General features: G+C 61.2%; 18 protein-coding genes. 6 read left to right on the top strand and 12 right to left on the bottom strand.

What is annotated here, in order from left to right:
* The first annotated feature begins 4 nt into the window (after positions 1-4).
* Together DFO58_RS05135 and DFO58_RS05130 are read left to right on the top strand one after the other, a co-directional pair.
* Positions 5-1,612, top strand: coding sequence for an amidohydrolase family protein (locus tag DFO58_RS05135; protein ID WP_120989437.1), 1,608 nt, complete (start codon positions 5-7; stop codon positions 1,610-1,612).
* A gap of 396 nt (positions 1,613-2,008) precedes the next feature.
* Positions 2,009-2,737: a polyprenol monophosphomannose synthase gene (locus tag DFO58_RS05130; protein WP_047119110.1), complete on the top strand. Its 729-nt coding sequence runs from the start codon at positions 2,009-2,011 to the stop codon at positions 2,735-2,737.
* A 149-nt stretch (positions 2,738-2,886) separates the two neighbouring features.
* On the opposite strand, the gene DFO58_RS05125 is transcribed toward DFO58_RS05130, so the two are convergent.
* The 6 genes from DFO58_RS05125 to zapE all read right to left on the bottom strand — a co-directional run bounded on the left by DFO58_RS05125 (position 2,887) and on the right by zapE (position 7,518).
* Positions 2,887-3,234, bottom strand: coding sequence for an RNA polymerase-binding protein RbpA (locus DFO58_RS05125; protein WP_047119111.1), 348 nt, complete (start codon positions 3,232-3,234; stop codon positions 2,887-2,889).
* A gap of 188 nt (positions 3,235-3,422) precedes the next feature.
* Positions 3,423-4,349: an SPFH domain-containing protein gene (locus DFO58_RS05120; protein ID WP_113606244.1), complete on the bottom strand. Its 927-nt coding sequence runs from the start codon at positions 4,347-4,349 to the stop codon at positions 3,423-3,425.
* A 64-nt stretch (positions 4,350-4,413) separates the two neighbouring features.
* Positions 4,414-4,887: an NfeD family protein gene (locus tag DFO58_RS05115; RefSeq protein WP_120989436.1), complete on the bottom strand. Its 474-nt coding sequence runs from the start codon at positions 4,885-4,887 to the stop codon at positions 4,414-4,416.
* 104 nt (positions 4,888-4,991) lie between these two features.
* Positions 4,992-5,840 (bottom strand): putative RNA methyltransferase, encoded by an 849-nt coding sequence (locus DFO58_RS05110; protein WP_113606245.1) that lies wholly within the window; start codon positions 5,838-5,840, stop codon positions 4,992-4,994.
* Positions 5,840-6,478 carry a peptide deformylase gene (locus DFO58_RS05105; protein WP_120989435.1) on the bottom strand — a complete coding sequence of 213 codons (639 nt, stop codon included), beginning with the start codon at positions 6,476-6,478 and terminating at the stop codon, positions 5,840-5,842. Before DFO58_RS05105 ends, DFO58_RS05110 begins: the two co-directional genes overlap by 1 nt.
* A gap of 2 nt (positions 6,479-6,480) precedes the next feature.
* Positions 6,481-7,518, bottom strand: a complete 1,038-nt coding sequence (gene zapE / locus DFO58_RS05100) for an AFG1/ZapE family ATPase (protein WP_220668529.1) — start codon at positions 7,516-7,518, stop codon at positions 6,481-6,483.
* A 327-nt stretch (positions 7,519-7,845) separates the two neighbouring features.
* Between zapE and DFO58_RS05095 the strand changes: the two genes are divergently transcribed.
* A complete protein-coding gene (locus DFO58_RS05095) occupies positions 7,846-8,202 on the top strand; it encodes a metalloregulator ArsR/SmtB family transcription factor (RefSeq protein WP_060617011.1) in 357 nt (118 codons plus the stop codon).
* A gap of 305 nt (positions 8,203-8,507) precedes the next feature.
* Here DFO58_RS05095 and DFO58_RS05090 read toward each other — a convergent pair whose 3' ends face one another.
* The 3 genes from DFO58_RS05090 to DFO58_RS05080 form a co-directional block, all read right to left on the bottom strand.
* The gene (locus tag DFO58_RS05090) at positions 8,508-9,080 is read right to left on the bottom strand and encodes a dihydrofolate reductase family protein (protein WP_220668528.1); all 573 of its coding nucleotides are present in this window, start codon (positions 9,078-9,080) and stop codon (positions 8,508-8,510) included.
* Positions 9,081-9,279: 199 nt separating this feature from the next.
* Positions 9,280-9,843 (bottom strand): dihydrofolate reductase family protein, encoded by a 564-nt coding sequence (locus DFO58_RS05085; protein WP_120989432.1) that lies wholly within the window; start codon positions 9,841-9,843, stop codon positions 9,280-9,282.
* Between the two features lie 86 nt (positions 9,844-9,929).
* The gene (locus DFO58_RS05080) at positions 9,930-10,922 is read right to left on the bottom strand and encodes a bile acid:sodium symporter (RefSeq protein WP_047119120.1); all 993 of its coding nucleotides are present in this window, start codon (positions 10,920-10,922) and stop codon (positions 9,930-9,932) included.
* Positions 10,923-11,038: 116 nt separating this feature from the next.
* On the opposite strand from DFO58_RS05080, the gene DFO58_RS05075 reads away from it, so the two are divergent.
* Positions 11,039-11,422, top strand: coding sequence for a DUF3054 domain-containing protein (locus DFO58_RS05075; RefSeq protein ID WP_053798079.1), 384 nt, complete (start codon positions 11,039-11,041; stop codon positions 11,420-11,422).
* Here DFO58_RS05075 and DFO58_RS18385 read toward each other — a convergent pair.
* Both DFO58_RS18385 and DFO58_RS05065 read right to left on the bottom strand, forming a co-directional pair.
* The gene (locus DFO58_RS18385) at positions 11,402-11,944 is read right to left on the bottom strand and encodes a hypothetical protein (RefSeq protein WP_183043100.1); all 543 of its coding nucleotides are present in this window, start codon (positions 11,942-11,944) and stop codon (positions 11,402-11,404) included. The genes DFO58_RS05075 and DFO58_RS18385 overlap by 21 nt on opposite strands.
* Positions 11,945-11,949: 5 nt before the next feature.
* The gene (locus tag DFO58_RS05065; RefSeq protein WP_053798081.1) at positions 11,950-12,543 is read right to left on the bottom strand and encodes a sigma factor-like helix-turn-helix DNA-binding protein; all 594 of its coding nucleotides are present in this window, start codon (positions 12,541-12,543) and stop codon (positions 11,950-11,952) included.
* A gap of 162 nt (positions 12,544-12,705) precedes the next feature.
* Between DFO58_RS05065 and DFO58_RS05060 the strand changes: the two genes are divergently transcribed.
* Positions 12,706-12,987 carry an Lrp/AsnC ligand binding domain-containing protein gene (locus DFO58_RS05060; RefSeq protein ID WP_047119123.1) on the top strand — a complete coding sequence of 94 codons (282 nt, stop codon included), beginning with the start codon at positions 12,706-12,708 and terminating at the stop codon, positions 12,985-12,987.
* An 81-nt stretch (positions 12,988-13,068) separates the two neighbouring features.
* On the opposite strand, the gene trpD is transcribed toward DFO58_RS05060, so the two are convergent.
* A complete protein-coding gene (trpD, locus tag DFO58_RS05055) occupies positions 13,069-14,136 on the bottom strand; it encodes an anthranilate phosphoribosyltransferase (RefSeq protein ID WP_053799403.1) in 1,068 nt (355 codons plus the stop codon).
* A 287-nt stretch (positions 14,137-14,423) separates the two neighbouring features.
* Between trpD and DFO58_RS05050 the strand changes: the two genes are divergently transcribed.
* Complete coding sequence (locus DFO58_RS05050; protein ID WP_082123897.1) at positions 14,424-15,062, top strand: heme-copper oxidase subunit III; 639 nt, start codon at positions 14,424-14,426, stop codon at positions 15,060-15,062.
* Positions 15,063-15,098: the final 36 nt, after the last annotated feature.

Raw genomic sequence — 15,098 nt, 5'->3', positions numbered from 1 at the left:
GCTCATGGCAAAAACCCTGTACCGCAATGGTTCGGTGTACTCGGCCGCTGACCCGTTCGCGACCTCGATGGTCGTGGACGGCGACACCGTGGCCTGGATCGGCGGTGAAGAGGCCGCGGACCGCCACGCGGAGACCGTGGACGAGGTCATCGACCTGTACGGCGCGCTGATCACCCCCGCCTTCGTGGAGTCGCACACCCACCTTGCCGCGCTGGGCCGCACCCTGGCCGGAGCCGACCTTGGCACCGCCGACAGCGCCGCCGCGCTGCTGGCGCTGGTTTCCGAACGCGCCCGCGCCTCGGCCTCGCTGGTGCTGGCCCAGGGCTGGGACAACTCCTCGTGGGCCCAGCCGGAGCTGCCGGGCGAGGCGGAGCTGACTGCCGCCGCCGACGGGCGCGGCTATTACCTGGTGCGCCGCGACGTGCACAGCGCCCTGGTCAACCGGAAGCTGCTCGACGAGCTGGACCTGGGCGACATCGCCTCGGGTGTGGTGCGCGGCGCCGAGCACGACGCGGTGCGCGAGGCCCTGGCCGGCACCGCCGCCGACGCCGACTACCAGCGCCTGGCCCTGGAGCACTACGCCTCGCGCGGCTTCGGCACCGTGGTGGAAATGGCGGCCCCGCACCTGGAAGGCCGCGCCGCGCTGGATGAGCTGCTGGCGCTGGACAACGGCGAACTTCCTGCTGTCTACGCATTCTGGGGCGAACTGGTCTCCGACGCCGAGCGCGCCGACGAGCTGATGCGCGGCTTCCCGGCCGGCCGCGTGCTGGGCCTGGGCGGCGACCTGCGGGTCGACGGCTCGCTGGGCAGCCACACCGCCTACCTGCGCGAGGAGTACTCCGATGCTCCGGGCACCCGCGGCACCCTCTACCTGGAGCGCGAGCAGATTGCCGCCCACTTGGTCGCCTGCAGCCAGCGCGGCATCCAGGCCGCATTCCACGTGATCGGCGACGGCGCGCTGGACACCCTGCTGGACGCCTTCGACCTGTCCGCCGAGCAGATCGGCACCGCCAAGCTGCAGATGTGCCGCCACCGCATCGAGCACGCCGAGATGGTGGACGACACCGCCCGCCAGCGCCTGCTGCAGTACTCGATCATGGTCTCCATGCAGCCTGCCTTCGACGCCACATGGGCCGGCGAGGGCGGCATGTACCAGGCTCGTCTGGGTCAGCGCGCGCAGGGCATGAACAACCTCTCCGCGATGCTCTCTTCCGGCGTGCCGCTGGTGCTGGGCTCTGACGCCCCGGTCACCGAGGTGGACGGCTGGAAGATCGTGCGCGCCGCGATGAACATGGCGGACGCCGAGTCCCGCATCTCCGCCCGCGCCGCCTTCCTGGCCCAGACCCGCTCCACCTACCGCGCCATGGGGGAGAACAACCCGCTGGCCGGCCAGCTGGTCATCGGCGCCCCGGCGACCTTCGCCGTGTGGAGCGCCTCGGAGCTGGCAGTGCAGACCCCGGACGTGCGCATCAGCTCCTGGAGCACCGACGCCCGCGCCGGCACCCCGATGCTCCCGGTCGTCGATGAGCAGATCCCCGCCTGCCTGCGCACCGTGCGCGCCGGGCGGATCCTGTTCGACCAGCTGGAAGCCGCGGCGGGAGCCTCGCTGTAGCCGCTGCGGCGGGTCTGCGGAAAATTCGCAATATTTTGTCTGACTTGAAGATATTGGACGAAGATTCTGGTCACCAGTCGGTTGACAGCCTGGGTGGGTCACCCATTAGGCTGTACTAAGCGCCTCTTCGTGATGCACCCAGCATTGTGTTCGAAATGACGCAATTTGAATAGCGATCCCCGGTGACCTTAGATAACATTTCCCAAGTTTTCCAACCTGTGAAATAGGGCCGAAGTCACTGGGGATCGTTGCGTTTTCCTGTGTCTGGGGCGATGCCCGCCGTGCCGGGTGAGTATACTTTGAATTTGGATCAGCCCTCATACCGCAGTATTCCGGGCATGCCCCCATGCCCCGTGAGGGCTCATTGCAGCCGTTTACCAAGAAAGGTGCCGCCGAGTGCGCGTCATTACGATCATTCCGACCTACAACGAACTGGAATCCCTCCCGCTGACGGTCGGAAGGCTCCGGAGTGCTGTTCCTGACTCGGACGTACTGATCGTCGACGACAACTCGCCCGACGGCACCGGCGAACTGGCCGACAAGATGGCCGCCGAGGACAGCAACATCCACGTGCTGCACCGCACCGGCAAGGACGGCCTGGGCGCCGCCTACATCGCAGGCTTCGAGTGGGCTCTGGCCCGCGACTACGACGTGCTGGTTGAGATGGACGCCGACGGCTCGCACATGCCCGAGCAGCTTCCGCGCCTGCTGGAAGCCAGCGCCGCCGGAGCGGACCTGGTCATCGGATCGCGCTGGGTCAAGGGCGGCGAGGTCGTGAACTGGCCGCTGCTGCGCAAGATCATTTCCCGCGGCGGCTCCTTCTACTCGCGCACCATGCTCGGCCTGCCGCTGCGCGACATCACCGCCGGCTACCGTGCCTTCAAGCGCCAGACCCTGGAGGAAATCGACTTCGACGCGGTCGAGTCGCGTGGCTACGGATTCCAGGTGGACATGACCTTCCGCGTGGCCATGATGCGCAAGCGCATCGTCGAGGTCCCGGTGACCTTCGTGGAGCGCGAACTGGGCGCGTCGAAGATGAGCGGCAACATCGTTTTCGAAGCGATGTGGAACGTGACCCGCTGGGGTCTTGGCGCCCGCTGGAAGAAGCTGACTTCCCGCAAGTAGCATCCCCTCCCAAACCACTCGCGGCGGCCGCGAAGCCCAGGCTTCGCGGCCGTCGCATTGTTGCGCCCGGCCATGCCGGGCATTAAAAGACTGCGGGCCGGTTCCCCTTCCGAATCGGAAGGGGAACCGGCCCGCAGTGCCGCTGCTGCCTAGACGGCTTCGCCGCGCGAGGTGCGCAGCTGGGTCAGGCGGTCGGCCAGAATCTTCTCAAGTTCTTCTTCGCTGCGGCGTTCCAGCAGCATGTCCCAGTGCGTACGCACAGGCTTCTCGTTGCTGGCTTCCTCGGCCTTGGCCTCGCCGTGCACCAGCTTGGCTTCCTTGCCGGTCTTGGTGGTCCAAGTTGCCGGGATCTCTGCCTCGGCGGCAAAGACGATGAAGACGGTTTCACCCTCTTCGGTACGGTATTCGACGCGCTGACGGGCAGCCGGCTCCACACCTGCCTCAGATTCCATGCTCTGTGCACCCAGGCGCATGCCTCGTAGGCTGCGATCGCTCATGTTTTCCCTCCGCGATGTCTAAAAAATTCGCTACACGTACCAACGTTTGGCGCGCTGAAATAATTCCATCCCAAGTGGGGGAAGATAAATTTTCGCACCAAAACATCCATTATACGCGTCTGCGGCGAGGTGCAAGCTTCGCACCTCGCCGCTGCGTGGTTATTGATCTGTTCGGATCACCCGGGGAATCAGATTCCCTCGGTGGTACCCGGAGCGGTCGGGCTCTTGTCAGCACCCGTTCCGCCCAGTGCTCCGCCGATGCCCTTGAGCGCTTCGGTCAGCTCGCTAGGGATCACCCACAGGGTGTTCGAGGTGCCTTCGGCCAGCTTCGGCAGGGTCTGCAGGTACTGGTAGGCCAGCAGTTCCTGGTCCGGGCGGCCGGCGTGGATTGCGTCGAACACCTTCTGGATGGCCTGGGCCTCGCCGTCGGCGCGCAGGATCGAGGCCTGCGCGTCGCCCTCGGCCTTGAGGATGGCCGCCTGGCGCTCACCCTCGGCCGTCAGGATGTCGGACTGCTTGGTGCCTTCTGCCGTCAGGATCGCGGCGCGGCGGTCACGCTCGGCGCGCATCTGCTTCTCCATGGAGTCCTGGATCGACAGGGGCGGATCGATTGCCTTCAGCTCGACGCGCGAGACGCGGATGCCCCACTTGCCGGTGGCCTCGTCCAGCACGCCGCGCAGCTGGCCGTTGATCTGGTCGCGGCTGGTCAGGGCCTCTTCCAGGTTCAGGCCGCCGACGACGTTACGCAGCGTCGTGGTGGTCAGCTGCTCAACTGCCTGGATGTAGTTGGCGATTTCGTAGGTGGCCGCACGCGGCTCGGTGATCTGGAAGTACACCACGGTGTCGATGGAGACGACGAGGTTGTCTTCGGTGATCACCGGCTGGGGCGGGAAGGACACAACCTGCTCGCGCAGATCCAGCAGCGGGAGCAGCCGGTCCACGAAGGGAATCAGGAGGGTCAGACCCGGATTGAGGGTGCGGTTGTACTTGCCGAGGCGTTCCACAATGCCCGCTCGTGCCTGGGGCACGATACGCACACTGCGTAGTAGCACGACGATCACGAAGATCGCCAGAACGACAAGGACGATGGTCAAGCCAAAGCCATTACCGGACATGGTTTGTACTCTCTTTCCTTGTGCTTGAGTGATAAATCATGGGGCGGAAAGCCGCTATGGAGGGTCAGCTTTCCGGGGCCTGGGGCGCGGGCTCCAGAAAAGCGGTGGCGCCCTGGACGCGCCGGACCACCGCGTAGGTGCCGGGCATCATGGTGGGCGAGTTCGCCTCGGAGCGGGCCGTCCAGATTTCTCCGTGGATCTTTGCCGAGCCGGACAGGCGCGAGGTTGGCTCCAGGATCAAGGCGTCCTCGCCGATCAGGCGTTCGATATTGGTCCGGAAACCGTCCGGGGACTTTTTCAGGTGTCTCACGGCAATGGGTCGGACCAGCAGGATCATCAGCAGGGAGATACCGCAGAAGACGACGACCTGAAGCCACATGGGGCCGCCCAAGAGCGCGACCGCGACACCGCCAAGGGCCCCGACGCCGAGCATGATGAAGTACAAGTCGAGCGAAAGCATCTCGATGATCGCCAGCAGCAGGAACACCGCGAGCCAGATGACCCATGCGTTGCTGACGATCCATTCCGCCGTTGTCATGGCTTCCACCTTTGCTCAAATAGATCAAGGGCCAATTGCGAGTGGCCTTTTCTCCATTCTGCCGTAATCAGCAGGGGAAAGGTGTAGTCATTTTGGGGTATTTTCTAGCCCTGCGGGACGAATAAATGTACGTCGAAGGATGCTGTGACGGTGCGACTTCCGAGGGATGCGGCCTTGGCGCGCAGCACCTCGGGGGACAGGTGGTGCCCGGCTGGTCCCATGAAGGCCAGATTGAACAGGTCCTCCGGATCAAGTTCCATGGCGTAGCTCAGGTTTCGGGATCCCAGATGGGCCAGCTGCTCCGTGCCGAACTTCTCGACCAGTGCCTCCTGCTTGCCGCCAGCAATCGACAGCATGTCCAGCGGCTCACGGACTTCTTCCAGATGGTCAGCGGCTCCGGTGACGACAAGGCACAGCCCTTGCGGGCGCAGGACGCGGCGGAACTGCGCCGGGTTGTGCGGCGCGAAGCAGTTGAGCACGACGTCGCGGGACTCATCCCGGCTGGGGATCTCGCGCCAGACATCCCAGACGACGGCCAGCGTGTCCGGCAGCTTGGCGGCCCGGCGCATGGCGAAGCGGGAGATGTCCATGGCCAGCGCGTCCTTGCGCGTGGCCGGATGGCGGTCCAGGATTTCTCCCAGGTAGTAGCCGGTGCCGGCGCCGGCGTCGATGATATCCAGCTGGTCTGCGGGATGGTGCGCTGCGACCAGGGCTGCGAGTTCGGCGGCCAGCGGCGCGTAGTGCCCCCGGTGCTGGAAGGCCTCGCGAGCCAGCACCATCGGTGAGGTGTCTTCGAGGAAGTTCGTGCCCTTGCCGGTCAGGAAGTTGAAGTAGCCCTGCTTGGCCGCGTCATAGCGGTGGCCGGCGGGGCAGGCCAGTGTGCGGCGGGGTGCGATGGACAGCTCCAGCGCTCCGCGGCAAAGGGGGCAGAGCAGCGTGGTGGCGTCCTGCATCAGAATCCCAGGGTTTCCCTGGCGGAGGCCACCGAGAGCCCTTGGTGGCGCCACAGTTCGGTTTCATTGATGAGCGAACGGGTGGCCGCCTTGTCGATGTAGACGGTCCCGTACAGGTGGTCGGTTTCGTGCTGCACGATCCGCGCCTGCCAGCCGGAGAAGTCGCGGACTACCTGTTTCCCGTCGCGGTCCTCGTAGTTGGCCCGGATGTCGGCTGGCCGGGTCACGACTGCCTGGAATCCATCGAAGGACAGGCAGCCTTCGTAGAACTCGGCCGTGCGTGCGCCGCGCGCCTCGTAGCTCGGATTGAAGATCTCGAAGTATTCCAGCGGCTCTCGCTCGCGTTCGGCGGCCATGTCTTCTGGCAGGTTGTAGAGGTCTTCGAGCACGGCAATCTTCAGGGGGATGCCGATCTGCGGGGCGGCCAGGCCAACGCCGGGGGCGTCGTACATGGTGTCGCGCATGACGGCCAGCAGCTCGTCGAGCAGTTCCTTGGGCAGCTGCCCGGTGTAGCTGACGGCCGGCTGGCGGAGGACGGGGTGTCCCAGCTGGACGATCGGCACCACATTGTCTTCGGCCTGGCTGAGCACCTCGACGACCAGGTTTTCGAGTTCTTCGGGGGAGTAGGTGATGCTCATGGTTACAGGCCCATCCGTTCAAGTTCAATAAGTTTCAGCTGCGCCAGGCGTGAGGCCAGCCGGTCGCGTTCGGTGTCGTGGAGCATCGAGCCCAGGTGTTCGAGCCGGTCAGCGGTGTACAGGTGCAGCTCGATGTCGCGGTCGTAGAAGATGTCCAGGACGTTCGCCAGCCGGCGCTCCTCGTCCATGGGCAGGCCCAGGCTGGCCGGGATTCCCGTGATGTGCCAGCGGGTGAATCGCTGGATCAGCTCGAGGTAGTCCGCCGTGTTGCGCCGGGTGCCGCACAACTGGGCGAAGCTGATCCAGATGGTTTCACCCACCACGCAGGCAGGGCCGATCTCGTCGTAGCCGATCCGGATCAACTCGCGCAGCTCGGAGCCCGGTTCGGCGTTGATTCCCACCGACAGGGTTCCCGCACGGTATCCGTGCTTAAATTCCTGATCATCAGAATCCAGCGTGCGGTAGTCGACGGCTCCATTGAGTTCGAAGACCGCAAAGTTCTCGCGGATCGCTGCGATGGTGGGCTGCACCAGGTGGTGGAAGGCGTCGTCGTCGAGCAGCTTTTCCGGTTCGTAGTTCGAGGTGGCAACCAGGAAGATCGAATGTTCCGCGCAGTATTTGACCAACCGCACCATCAGCATCGCGTCGCCGGGTTCGGTGCAGTGGAACTCGTCGAAGACCAGGATCTGCAGCCCCTTGAGCTCACGCGCCAAGCCTTGGCTGAAGATCGCGCCCAGGCGCTGGCCTGGCACACGGTTTTTGGGGGAGTTCAGGTTCTGGAAGAACTCGTGGAAGTGGAACCTCGCTGTAGTTTGCGGCGGCAACGAGGCAACCAGCGCATTGATGATCAGCGTCTTTCCACGCCCCGGCGGGCCGTAGATATAGGCGCCGTGTAGGTCGCCCGAGAATCCGCTGGCCGCGGTAGAGCTGAGAGTGCCGATCAACCGCAGCTGCTGTGCGTCCGGGGACAGCTGATGGCCTTCGATACTTTGTAGAATCCGGGCCTCGAGCTCTCTGGCCGGTGCTGTTTTCGGGGGCATGGAGGGCATATATAAATCTTCCCATCTGGCGCGAGGTTGGCCAATTTACGTGCTCCGTGCCACGCCGATCGAAACCTAGAACACCCAAAGAACGTCAAGAGCGCAGAAACGCAGTCGTCAGAGTCGTATTACGTTAATTCGAACAAGAAGATTTATTTAGGGGAGTAGGTGCGGGAGAGCTGAATACAGTGACGGTTCCTAAGATCTCTGCCTTGAACCTATCGCTTTATCCGCTTGCGTGACCATAATGGACTCACTTGCGAACGGGAAGCATGTATCGGCTCCGGGAAGGTCTCGGTGCCATTTGGATGATTGGGAGCGCGCGTCATGACCAGTGAATCTGTGGCTGAACCGATGCGCGACCAAATTATCGACAGCGACCTGCTGGATATGTCCGTGCTGGTGCTCAAGACGCTTTCCGATCCGGCGCGGCTGCAGATCCTGTGGGCGCTATGCCACGAGGACCGTACGTTGTCCGAATTGGCCCAGCAGGTTGGCGTGACGCCGTCGACCGTCAGCCAGCTGCTGACACGTCTGCGGACGGCTGGAGTCTTGCAAGCCCGCAAGTCCGGGCGTCACATGATCTATTCGATGCGTGACGAGCGTGCACGAGAGTTCATCCGCCAGACTTTGGACTTTGCGCGGTACCGCATGGAGCAGCAGGCAGATGGTGAAGCTTCGTAGCGCGTATTCATTCACGTTGCTGAAACGCGACAAAATCAGGGGATGTAGTGGCTTCTACGGACATTGCCGATAAGCCGATAATCTACATTATGTAAAGTAGTGGAAATCTGACGCTCCCCAACCGACCAGGTACTGCCGGTTTAACCGTGCATGCGAGCATCGATTGGCGACGGCCTCAGGTCAGTGGATTCCTGCGCATAGTGATTGATCGGCAGCGACGATCCAGCGCTGTCGCCAGGCAGCCGTGCCGCTGTGATCCTGGGCCGCACAGTTCACCATCCCGGAACAAGAACTGCGTCCTGCGTTCAGGAATTCACAGATCGCTGGTAGGTCAAGATGGCGACGCCAGCTGGTGAAATCAGCGAGCCTGACAAGATAAAGTCCGTGCGGTGGCGGTCAACGCCGAAAAGTCGTTTGCCGGATCCGAGGACGATCGGGTACTGAAGTAACGTGTATTCATCGATCAGGTCGTTTTTCGCCAGGGCCTGCACCAGTTGGCCCGAACCGAAGACGACCAGCCTACCTTCGGTTGATTCCCGGACCTCGCGGACTCCAGAGGCCAGGTCTCCCCCGAGCCGCCGGCTGTTGGCCCATGCAAGCCGGTCGGTGTTCCGGGTGACGACATACTTGGGCATTCGATTCATTGCCGCGATGGAAGGGTCGGCGGCATCCGCCTGAGACCAAGCCTCGGTGAAGATGTCATAGGTCCTTCGGCCCAACAGCATGCCAGCTGCGGAGGTCGTCAGCTTGCGCATGACGGCGTCCACGGTGTCGTCACCTGCGGCTGCGGCCCAGCCTCCAGCAGTGAACCCACCGTCACGGTCTTCCTCTGCCGACAATGGCGCTTGCATGACCTCGTCGATACTGACGAAATTCACGGCGACTATGCGACCTATGCGAAGCTCCTTGTACGGTGAGTTGGATTACAGGCTTCCAGATGCCTTGAAGCCCCGCCAGAAGACGCCCAGTAACTCGCGTCCACGTACCGACCGGGGCCAGAAAGCAACCATGAACGTGTGGCAGTTGCGAATTGCCGGATGCGGGTTTCCAGGATGCCGCGACAACCGGTCCATGCGCTCAACCCGCAAACCGGTACCTACCCATCGTCACTCCCCCGTCGAAGACTCGGGTTTCCACGAGTTCGAGGTGTATATACCGGTCGATCAAGGCGAAGAACGGGGTGCCGCCTCCGACAAGCACCGGATGCGTGACCAGGGTGTATTCATCGATCAGGCCCGCGCGCATGGCAGCGGAGGCAAGCGATGCACCGCCGATGCGGATGGAGCCGATGAACTGTTTCTTGAGCCTTCGGATTTCCGCTACTGCATCACCGGTAAACAGCCTCGTATTCCAATCAAGCGGAAGGCTGTCGGAAGCGAACACCATTTTGGGAGTGTCCCGCCAGTTGCGGGCATATTCAACCTGGTCTGGCCGGGCATCGGGGGCCTGGTCCCCCGTGGGCCAATACGAGCTCATGGTTTCCCACAGTTTGCGCCCGTATAGCATGAGGCTCATCGACTGTTCTTCCTCAAGCCACCATCTGAATAGCTCCTCGGTGGAAACGCCCCATGAAATATCCCCGTCGGCATCGGCGATGTAGCCGTCCAGACTCACATTCATGCCGTAGATCAGGCGGCCCATGGCTGGTACTCCCCTCTGATTGGTCTGCCCAGTCTAGACCCGTCGGACGGGTATTCAGCCAGGGCGGCTGGATCCGCCGAGGGCGGTCAGGAATTCGATGAACTGCCCAGACCGAGCTTCTCTGGAATCAGTCGAGGCACCACCTTGACATAGATCAGCATTCCGAGAAGCTCGATGATCGTCTGTGCCACTACAACGGCAGGCACCAGGGCAAATGGCTCAGGCATGGCCAGGGCCAACGGCAGGACGACCAGCGAATTCCGCGTGGCACCGGAGAAGACTAGTGCACGCCGAGCTGGCACTGCGAGCTTGAAGATGCGTGAGATTCCCTTTCCCAAGGGCAGCATGATGACCAGGAAAAGCACGTAGAGAGGCACGACCGCCAACAGACGGGAGAAATCGGCCTTGACCGAACTGACCTGTGAAGCCACCACCAGGAACAGTACGAGGATCATCAGCGGCACCATGAGCAAATCCATCAGATCCTCGAGAACCTCGGCCGATCTAAACCTGCGGGCCAAAAGCTGCACCAGCATGGCTGAAACCAGCGGAACTGCTATCAGCCACGTGAATGCATGGACGAACGGTTCGGGGGTGACGACCTCACCCAATGCTCCGCCGGCAAACCAGGACAGATAGACGGGCAGTAGGACCACCTGGAGCAGCATCAATACAGGCGTGGCCGCCAGCAGCTGGTGGCCCGCTCCCCCGGCGATCCGGGTGAACACAATGACGTAGTCGACACACGGTGCGAGCAACACCAGCAGCAAGCCGATCAGCAATTCGGCATCTGCGGCAACCACGCGGCTCAGCAGCCAGCCAACCAGCGGAACCGCAAGAAAGTTCAGGATCACCACGGCCAGGAGGAACCGGATGTTGCGCAAAGCTCCGACGAGCCGGGTCAGCGGAATGGCGAGAAAGGTCGCGAAGAGCAACAGGCCGAGAACCGGATTGATTCCTGAATCCAGCTCGGCGGCCGCCTGAGGTCGCATCAGGCCGAACGCCGCGGCGGCCGCCACCGCAAGCAGGTACAAGGGCACCTGCCACTTTTGAAAAGTACGATTGGTGCGCTCCAACACTCGGGGATCCGCCTCTCTTGCCTGTGCCGTGATTCCGGCCTCTGCCGCCGCACCGCAACACCGTCCGGGCAATCAATTGATTCGTTGTTGCTGGAAGAAGAACCTAGGATAATTTCATGGCTCAAAAAATCCGTCAGTGGCCCGCTTGGGTTGCCATTGACCTTGTACTGATCGTTATCTTCGCCCTGCTCGGCCGCCGCGAACATGAGCACGGGCTCTCGCTTGGCGGGATCTTATGGACGGCACTTCCATTCTTAATCGGCTACGCGATCGTGACCCTGGCCTCGCGCCCGTGGAAAACCATTAACAACCTATGGCCCAGCGGAATCCTCATATGGATTGGAACCGTGGCTTTGGGCATCGCGTTGCGACTTGCGTTCAACGACACGGCTGCCGTGGCCTTCATTATCGTTGCCACGCTGGTACTCGGACTGTTCCTGCTGGGCAGGCGCCTAGTCACAGGGCTGATCGCCAAGCGCTCAGCTAAGCAACAGGCCTAATCCGTAAGCGCCGGCCGCTACAAGCCCGCTGGCGAAAGTCCCGAGGATGAACTGTTCGGCAGCTTGGTGGTTTTTCAGTTCAGCGAATCGGCCAAGCCCCTTGACGGCCAGGACGACCGCAGTCCCCTCGGGCCAGCCGGCCCAGAGCGTCCCCACGATCGCCGCACGTTCAAGAAGTCCGATCCACAACCCGCCACGCAGCGGCGACGGATCGGACTTTTCTTGTGCCGAGGGATCGGGATTTCGAGAGGCCAAGGTGAAAACCAATTCGGTGAACGGACCGCCGAAGGCCAAGGCAAAGAGCACACTCAGCGAAATCGCCAGGGTGGCCGGTACTGGCTGGTTGCCGTCGACCGCATGACCCATGAGCCCGAAGACCAGCGCAGCCAGCACGAGTATTGCGGCGGCGATGCTAAGCCAAGTTCGGATCGAAGCGCGGCGTCCTTTTGCGTAGCTGAGAAAACTCGCCGCAACAGACAGGCCGGTGGCAGCGATCAAAATGACCCAGGCAGTCCAGAACACGTGCGCTACTCCCCTATCCGCTTTAATTGGCGGCCAAGCGACTTGGCCGCCTCATCCATCATGCGGTTCGCCTCGAACCACAGGGCTGCTGACAGCCTAGACGAAACGGCCTGCTGCGTGATGCCAAGACGTGCGGCGATCTGTTGCTGGGTCATGCCTTCATCAGCCAGCGTTCCAGCCTCCCACGCCGTGGCGCGACGCTTGGATACGACCGCAGCTGTCAATTGCAACTCCGCTTCCAACCGAGTCGCTTCATTGGTTGGCCCATGCACTGCTAGATGCGCATTGGTGTTCTTGGCCCGCTCAACTGCCACCCTGGCGAATTCGAAAGCGGGACCGCGACCTGCGCGCGTTTCGGCAGGCAAGGGCGTTTCAACCTGACCGAAGCCGATGCCAACGCTCCAGTCCCCCGAAGCCGCCATCATCACCGCAAGACGAATCGCTTCCGAAGCATCATCCATCACGGCTTGGATTTCGTCGCCGGCGGTTCGCTGGAACGGGCGGACCACCGATACGGTAGCATTGGCCTGTTTGACCAGTGCTTCAACCTTGTCGTCAGAGGAACGCGAACGCCTCTGATCAATAGTCAAGACAATCATGGAACAATGTTAAAACATTGTCTTTTATTTCACAAATCTTAAAACTTGTACCTCGGTAATTCTGGTCGTACTCGAAAAGCTGGAGTCTGACCCAACGTCGACTAAGGTTGAGTCAAGAGGATGGCCCAAAAGTAGGCGGGTCACGAGCTTTGAGAGGTATCAATGGTTACCGCATTCGTAATGATTCAGACGGCTACCGACAGCATTCCTGAGTCCGCCCAGCAGATTTCGGAAATCGAAGGCATTCGCGAGGTCTACTCCGTTGCCGGCGATTGGGACCTGATCGCGATCGCACACGTGCACAAGCATGAAGACCTGGCTGAGGTTATCGCGAACAAGCTTTCTAAGATCCCTGGGATCAAAGCGACCCAGACGCATATTGCGTTCCGCGCGTACTCCACGCACGACCTGGATGCTGCGTTCTCCCTGGACTTGGGCGACTAAGCGCACCATCCAAAAGAGGCCTTGGTTCAACGCTTGTAATGCGTTGAACCAAGGCCTCGATTTGTTTTCCGCGGTATGTGGCTACCTACCGACTATCGCAGTGGTGGTTTGGGACCAAGTGGTTAGCACCTTGGCCGCGGCACCAGAGTCGATTGACCGCTTGGCCATGTCCAGGGCGGCTGCCATTCGGTCTTCGAAGCTACCCTCGGCCTGTTCATTGAACGCTACGATGCCAGCGGCCGCGTTCACAAGAACCGCGTCGCGCACCGGACCCGTGGAACCGTTGACGATGTCGCGTACAACCTGAGCATTATGTTGAGCGTCGCCACCGCGAAGATCCTCGAGCGTCGCTGGAGCGATGCCAATATCCTGAACATCGAAAGTGAACTCGTTGACCTGCCCATCGCGGACTTCCCAAACGCGATTCAGCGCGGTGGTGGTCATTTCGTCTAGCCCGTCCTCGCCCCGGAATACCAGGCCTCGAACACCGCGACTAGCCAAGACGCCTGCCATGATCGGTGCCATTAGAAGGTCTGAACAACCAATCGCTGAAGCACTGGGGAGCGCTGGGTTGGTGAGCGGCCCCATGAAGTTGAAGGCTGTCGGGATCCGGAGCTGACTCCGCGCGTTCGCCACATGCCGCATCGAAGGATGGAAGATATTGGCAAAGCAGAACGCAATCCCAACTTTGTCGTAAACCTCCACAAGCCGCTCGATTGGTACATCAAGTCGCACGTCGAGGGCTTCGAGCACGTCAGCGGAACCGGAGGATGACGACGAGGCGCGGTTGCCATGCTTAACGATATTGACCCCGGCGCCAGCGCAGACGAGCGTCGCCATGGTTGAAATGTTGACCGTATTCTGTCGATCACCACCAGTTCCAACAATGTCCAGAGTTGGTGCTTTGATGCTCAATGGGCGTGCATTTGCCACCATGGAGTCGACCAAACCAGTCAATTCGCCCACTGTTTCGCCCTTGGCGCGCAGTGCGACTAAAAAGCCAGCGATTTGTACGTCGCTTGCTTCGCCGTTCATGATTTCGTTCATTGCCCAGCCGGCTTCATCACGGCTGAGATCGCCGCCTGAAATCAGTGTGGACAGCAGATTTGGCCACGTTGGGAACTTTTCGTTTACAAGGCTCGTTGACACGTATGTAAGCCTAACGAGAAGCACGGAAATCGTTCTACTTCATGTCTTAAGAAGTTGTGTCTCCGGCCTCTGAAAACGGCACTTTGCAGGGAAAAATTACGCAACACAGGTGTTGCATAAGTAAATGTTTCGTGTGACTCGCCGAATCAAGCTCTACGAATTGTAGAAAGAGTTTGATTCGAACTTCCGCGTGTTTCCGCGGTTGTTGCGCTGATGTGGTGGAAGAAACCACTGTCAGACCCTTTTTGTATTGGTATCTGAGGGCCGTTTAGAGACATAATGTCAGTGTGACAACTGCGACTCATGCCCCAAATACGACGGCGCCACATGCGCCGAACCGCCCAAACATGGTGTCGGTGGGAACGATGGTGTGGCTCTCCAGCGAGCTCATGTTCTTCGCCGCCCTCTTCGCCATGTACTTCAGCCTCCGTGCTGCCGCGCCCGATCTCTGGGCGACTGAAACTGCCAAGCTGAACGTACCGTTCGCGCTGGTAAACACCTTGATTCTGGTGTCCAGCTCGTTCACGTGCCAGATTGGTGTTTTCAAGGCCGAGGCATTTAAGCCTCGCCGCACCGGCGGAGTGTTCAACCTCAAGGAATGGGGAATGATCGAATGGTTCATTCTCACCTTCATCCTTGGGGCTATCTTCGTTTCGGTCCAGGCCTACGAATACGCCGTCCTCGTTCATGAGGGCGTTGCTCTGAACTCGAACGGCTATGCTTCGGCGTTCTACATGACTACCGGCTTCCACGGCATTCACGTTGCCGGTGGCCTGATTGCATTCCTGCTGATCATTGGTCGTGCGATGCTCGCGAAGAAGTTTGGCCACTTCGAAGCAACCGGCGCCATCGTCGTGTCCTACTACTGGCACTTCGTTGACGTTGTCTGGATTGCTCTGTTCGCGATCATCTACTTCTTGAAGTAGGCAACTAACAATTCATCAGTTGCCTCCACAGAAGTA

This window comes from Arthrobacter sp. AG1021 (genome assembly GCF_003633665.1).
In the GTDB taxonomy this organism is placed as follows: Bacteria; Actinomycetota; Actinomycetes; order Actinomycetales; family Micrococcaceae; genus Glutamicibacter; species Glutamicibacter soli.
The sequence above is the reverse complement of the archived record's forward strand: the minus strand, read 5'-3'. Positions and strand labels throughout refer to the sequence as shown.

What these genes read in the sequence shown, in the direction of transcription:
- DFO58_RS05135 (WP_120989437.1), top strand. Translation starts at nt 5, where the DNA reads ATGGCAAAAACCCTGTACCGCAATGGTTCGGTGTACTCGGCCGCTGAC.
- DFO58_RS05125 (WP_047119111.1), bottom strand. Translation starts at nt 3,234, where the DNA reads ATGAGCGATCGCAGCCTACGAGGCATGCGCCTGGGTGCACAGAGCATG.
- DFO58_RS05120 (WP_113606244.1), bottom strand. Translation starts at nt 4,349, where the DNA reads ATGTCCGGTAATGGCTTTGGCTTGACCATCGTCCTTGTCGTTCTGGCG.
- DFO58_RS05115 (WP_120989436.1), bottom strand. Translation starts at nt 4,887, where the DNA reads ATGACAACGGCGGAATGGATCGTCAGCAACGCATGGGTCATCTGGCTC.
- DFO58_RS05110 (WP_113606245.1), bottom strand. Translation starts at nt 5,840, where the DNA reads ATGCAGGACGCCACCACGCTGCTCTGCCCCCTTTGCCGCGGAGCGCTG.
- DFO58_RS05105 (WP_120989435.1), bottom strand. Translation starts at nt 6,478, where the DNA reads ATGAGCATCACCTACTCCCCCGAAGAACTCGAAAACCTGGTCGTCGAG.
- zapE (WP_220668529.1), bottom strand. Translation starts at nt 7,518, where the DNA reads ATGCCCCCGAAAACAGCACCGGCCAGAGAGCTCGAGGCCCGGATTCTA.
- DFO58_RS05095 (WP_060617011.1), top strand. Translation starts at nt 7,846, where the DNA reads ATGACCAGTGAATCTGTGGCTGAACCGATGCGCGACCAAATTATCGAC.
- DFO58_RS05085 (WP_120989432.1), bottom strand. Translation starts at nt 9,843, where the DNA reads ATGGGCCGCCTGATCTACGGCATGAATGTGAGTCTGGACGGCTACATC.
- DFO58_RS05075 (WP_053798079.1), top strand. Translation starts at nt 11,039, where the DNA reads ATGGCTCAAAAAATCCGTCAGTGGCCCGCTTGGGTTGCCATTGACCTT.
- DFO58_RS05065 (WP_053798081.1), bottom strand. Translation starts at nt 12,543, where the DNA reads ATGATTGTCTTGACTATTGATCAGAGGCGTTCGCGTTCCTCTGACGAC.
- DFO58_RS05060 (WP_047119123.1), top strand. Translation starts at nt 12,706, where the DNA reads ATGGTTACCGCATTCGTAATGATTCAGACGGCTACCGACAGCATTCCT.